The organism is Caballeronia sp. M23-90 (assembly GCF_053574605.1).
The window spans coordinates 1-3,070 of record NZ_JBSIPA010000618.1; the positions used below are offsets into that span (position 1 = coordinate 1).

The 3,070-nt window shown below is 59.9% G+C and carries 3 protein-coding genes; 1 reads left to right on the forward strand and 2 read right to left on the reverse strand.

Translation table 11 applies throughout. The features are described from left to right. Window positions 1-227: antibiotic biosynthesis monooxygenase family protein (locus tag ACRXB1_RS33595; protein WP_449494481.1), on the reverse strand; the 227-nt coding region annotated here is incomplete at its 3' end. A 349-nt stretch (window positions 228-576) separates the two neighbouring features. Between ACRXB1_RS33595 and ACRXB1_RS33600 the strand changes: the two genes are divergently transcribed. Next, window positions 577-1,788: an MFS transporter gene (locus tag ACRXB1_RS33600; RefSeq protein WP_449494480.1), complete on the forward strand. Its 1,212-nt coding sequence runs from the start codon at window positions 577-579 to the stop codon at window positions 1,786-1,788. 6 nt (window positions 1,789-1,794) lie between these two features. On the opposite strand, the gene ACRXB1_RS33605 is transcribed toward ACRXB1_RS33600, so the two are convergent. Beyond that, window positions 1,795-2,712, reverse strand: coding sequence for an ion channel (locus tag ACRXB1_RS33605; RefSeq protein ID WP_075357372.1), 918 nt, complete (start codon window positions 2,710-2,712; stop codon window positions 1,795-1,797). Window positions 2,713-3,070 lie beyond the last annotated feature (358 nt).

Sequence of the window (3,070 nt, forward strand, 5' to 3'; positions counted from 1 at the left end):
GCCGCGCGAAACGCATCGCTTTTGGTCCAGCCTTCGAAAGCGTCGTAGTTCGACCAGATCGTATGGCTGGAATAGAGTACGTGATCTTCCTTTTGAGGACCTTTCAAAAGGTGGAATTCCACAAAACCCGGCACCTCCTTGAGATGCGTGTCCCGGCTAGTCCAGAGATCCTCGAACGCGGTCTCGGACCCGAGGGCCACTTTGAAACGGTTCATGGCGATATACATATGGTCAGCTCCTTTGGTCGGTAAAGTGTGACGGCGCACCAGTTTATCGCCATCGCGCGGGGCTTGTTTCAGGGCAGGATGAAACGCCCGAATGCGGCTCTGAATGCGGCTCTCCGGTAGCCTGTACACCGGGATGGCGCCTGCTGGTCCGCAAGCGGGCTCGTGCTGCTGGTGGTATCGTGCCGCATCCGGACGTCCTTGGCCATTCGTACGTTTGTTCATTTATTTGCGGGCCTTTCATTTGCGCAGTGCCATGGCGCAGCCGCAATCTGCGTTCGCCAAATTCCCGCAGTCCGCTGTCAGTACGCGTCGAACACAAGTATTCCGTCATTCAATCTGTGGAGTATGCATGTCCCCGAATTCCCCGTCGGCCGCCACGGGTCCAGCCCAGGTCAAGATGACCAGCGGCCTGATCGCGTTGTTCGCTTTCTGCTGCGGCGCCATTGTCGCCAACCTGTACTATGCGCAGCCGATCATCGAAATGATCGGGCCGGATGTTCACTTGTCGAGCGGCGCGGCGAGCCTGATCGTCTCGCTCACGCAGATTGGTTATGCGCTCGGGTTATTTTTCCTCGTGCCGCTCGGCGATCTGCTGGAAAACCGCAAACTGATGATCGCGACGGCGCTGGTTTCCATCGCCAGCCTCGCGGCGGCCGCGCTCGTTCATCAGCCACACGCGTTCCTTGCCATCTCGCTGCTCGTCGGCTTCAGCTCGGTCGCGGTGCAGATCCTGATCCCGCTCGCCGCGCACCTTGCGCCCGATGAAACACGCGGACGGGTCGTCGGCACGATCATGGGCGGCCTGCTGCTGGGTATCATGCTGTCGCGGCCCATATCGAGTTTCGTGGCGGGTCACTTCGGGTGGCGCGTGGTGTTCGGTTCTGCCGCCGTGCTCATGGCAATCGTGACAGCGTTTCTTGCGTTCACCATTCCGTCGCGCCAGCCCGATCACAAGGCCACCTATGTGCAACTGATCCGCTCGCTCGGCTTGCTCGTCGCGACCATGCCGGTCCTCCGGCATCGTGCGTTGTATCAAGGGCTGATGTTCGCCACGTTCAGCTTGTTCTGGACCGCCGTGCCCGTCGAGCTGATCCGCCATCACGGGCTGACGCAGAACGGCGTCGCGCTGTTTGCACTGGTCGGTGCAATGGGCGCGACGTCGGCGCCACTCGCAGGACGGCTCGCCGATGCCGGTCATTCCCGGCTCGGCACCCTGATTGCCTTGATCCTCGCCGCGTTGTCGTTCATGCCGTTGCTCATCCATCCCGCGTGGGGCGTGGCCGGCCTCGTGGTGACGGGAGTCGTGCTCGACTTTGCCGTGCAGATGAACATGGTGATCGGCCAGCGCGAGATTTATGGACTTCATGCCGCAAGCCGTAATCGTTTGAATGCGCTTTATATGACGAGCATTTTCATAGGCGGTGCATGCGGATCGGCGGTTGCGAGCACGTTGTTCGAGCGCGGCGGCTGGACCTTGATTGCGAGCGTCGCCAGCGTGTTTCCGCTTCTCGCCTTGCTGCATTATCTGTTCGTCGGACGCTCGGCTACGCGGCTTGCCTGAGCCGCTTCAAAGCGGCACGACTTCGTTGAACTTCGCGTAGTCGATATGCGTTTCGCCGTTCTGCACCGAGAGCAAATCGACGTATCGATGGCCATATAAAATTGACTCAGGCGGCCAACTGCGGCGCGCCTGCATGGGCTGCATGGTGGTTTCGTCGAGACCTTCCACCATCAGCATCAATTCGGCGTTGCTTGCTTCGAGCGACTCGAGCGTCTCTCCGTGGAGCGGACTGTTTTCATCGATCACATGCATCAGGCTCCAGCTCAGCAGAAAAGCCGGATGCTGGTCGCGGATGAGCGGCAGGTCGTGCACCTTGCGCGAGAAAAAGCCTTCAGGGGTAGTCTCCGAACGTATCACGCGCATCCGCGCCTTAGCCTCGACAATGACGTTCTGCCGCGCATTCGCGGCGCGAACCATCAGCGTCAGACGGCCATCGATAGGACGAACCACAGCATTGTTCGCGAACAGAATGCGCGCGCGGGGCCGCGAGAACCGCGCGAAGATCATGCCGGTCGTCAGCGCGATGCCCGACATGCCCACGAAGATCTCGCCCGTCGCAATCGCATGACCGTACAGCGTCGCGGGATGCATGTCGCCATAGCCCACCGTTGCAAGCGTCTCGACGCTGAAGAAGAACGCGCCGAGCAAACCGGCGGGCGCCTGATTCGCGATCGCGTGCTGCCCCATCTGGAATAACAGCGCGAAACCCAGGTTGAGCACAAGGAACAGCAACGCGACGACACCGAAGAAGACCGGCCACTTGGCGGTGAGCGCGATGTGATAGATGTCATGCCAGAAGTAAGTCCTGAGTCCGTGCGTTGTCACGTGGTGCCGGTCATCGAGAACGATCCGCCTATGCGGCGGCGCCGCATGATGCTCTGCCGGCTGCTCGCTATGCGGTGATTTTGATGTCTCGTGTGGCATGGTCGGTCGTTCTCATTAGGGGACGGCCGGCCAACACATGGCTGCCGGCGAAAGGCGTCATATTAATCGCGAAATAGTACGGAGGACAGATCAATCCATCTAATGATTGATGTCACGCCTTGAGCGAATGGGGGCGTCGATCAGCGCGAGATCATCGCCAATACAGAAATCCGGCGATTGCGAATAGCCGAACCGCGCGGCGACCAGACCCTCCTGCATAATGCTCCGATCCAGTCCCAAACGAACTTTGGAGAAATCGATGCTACTGCCTGAACAGAACGTACTCGTGACCGGTGGCGCACGCGGGCTCGGCTATTCGCAATCGCCGGATTTCTGTATTGGCGATGATCTCGCGCTA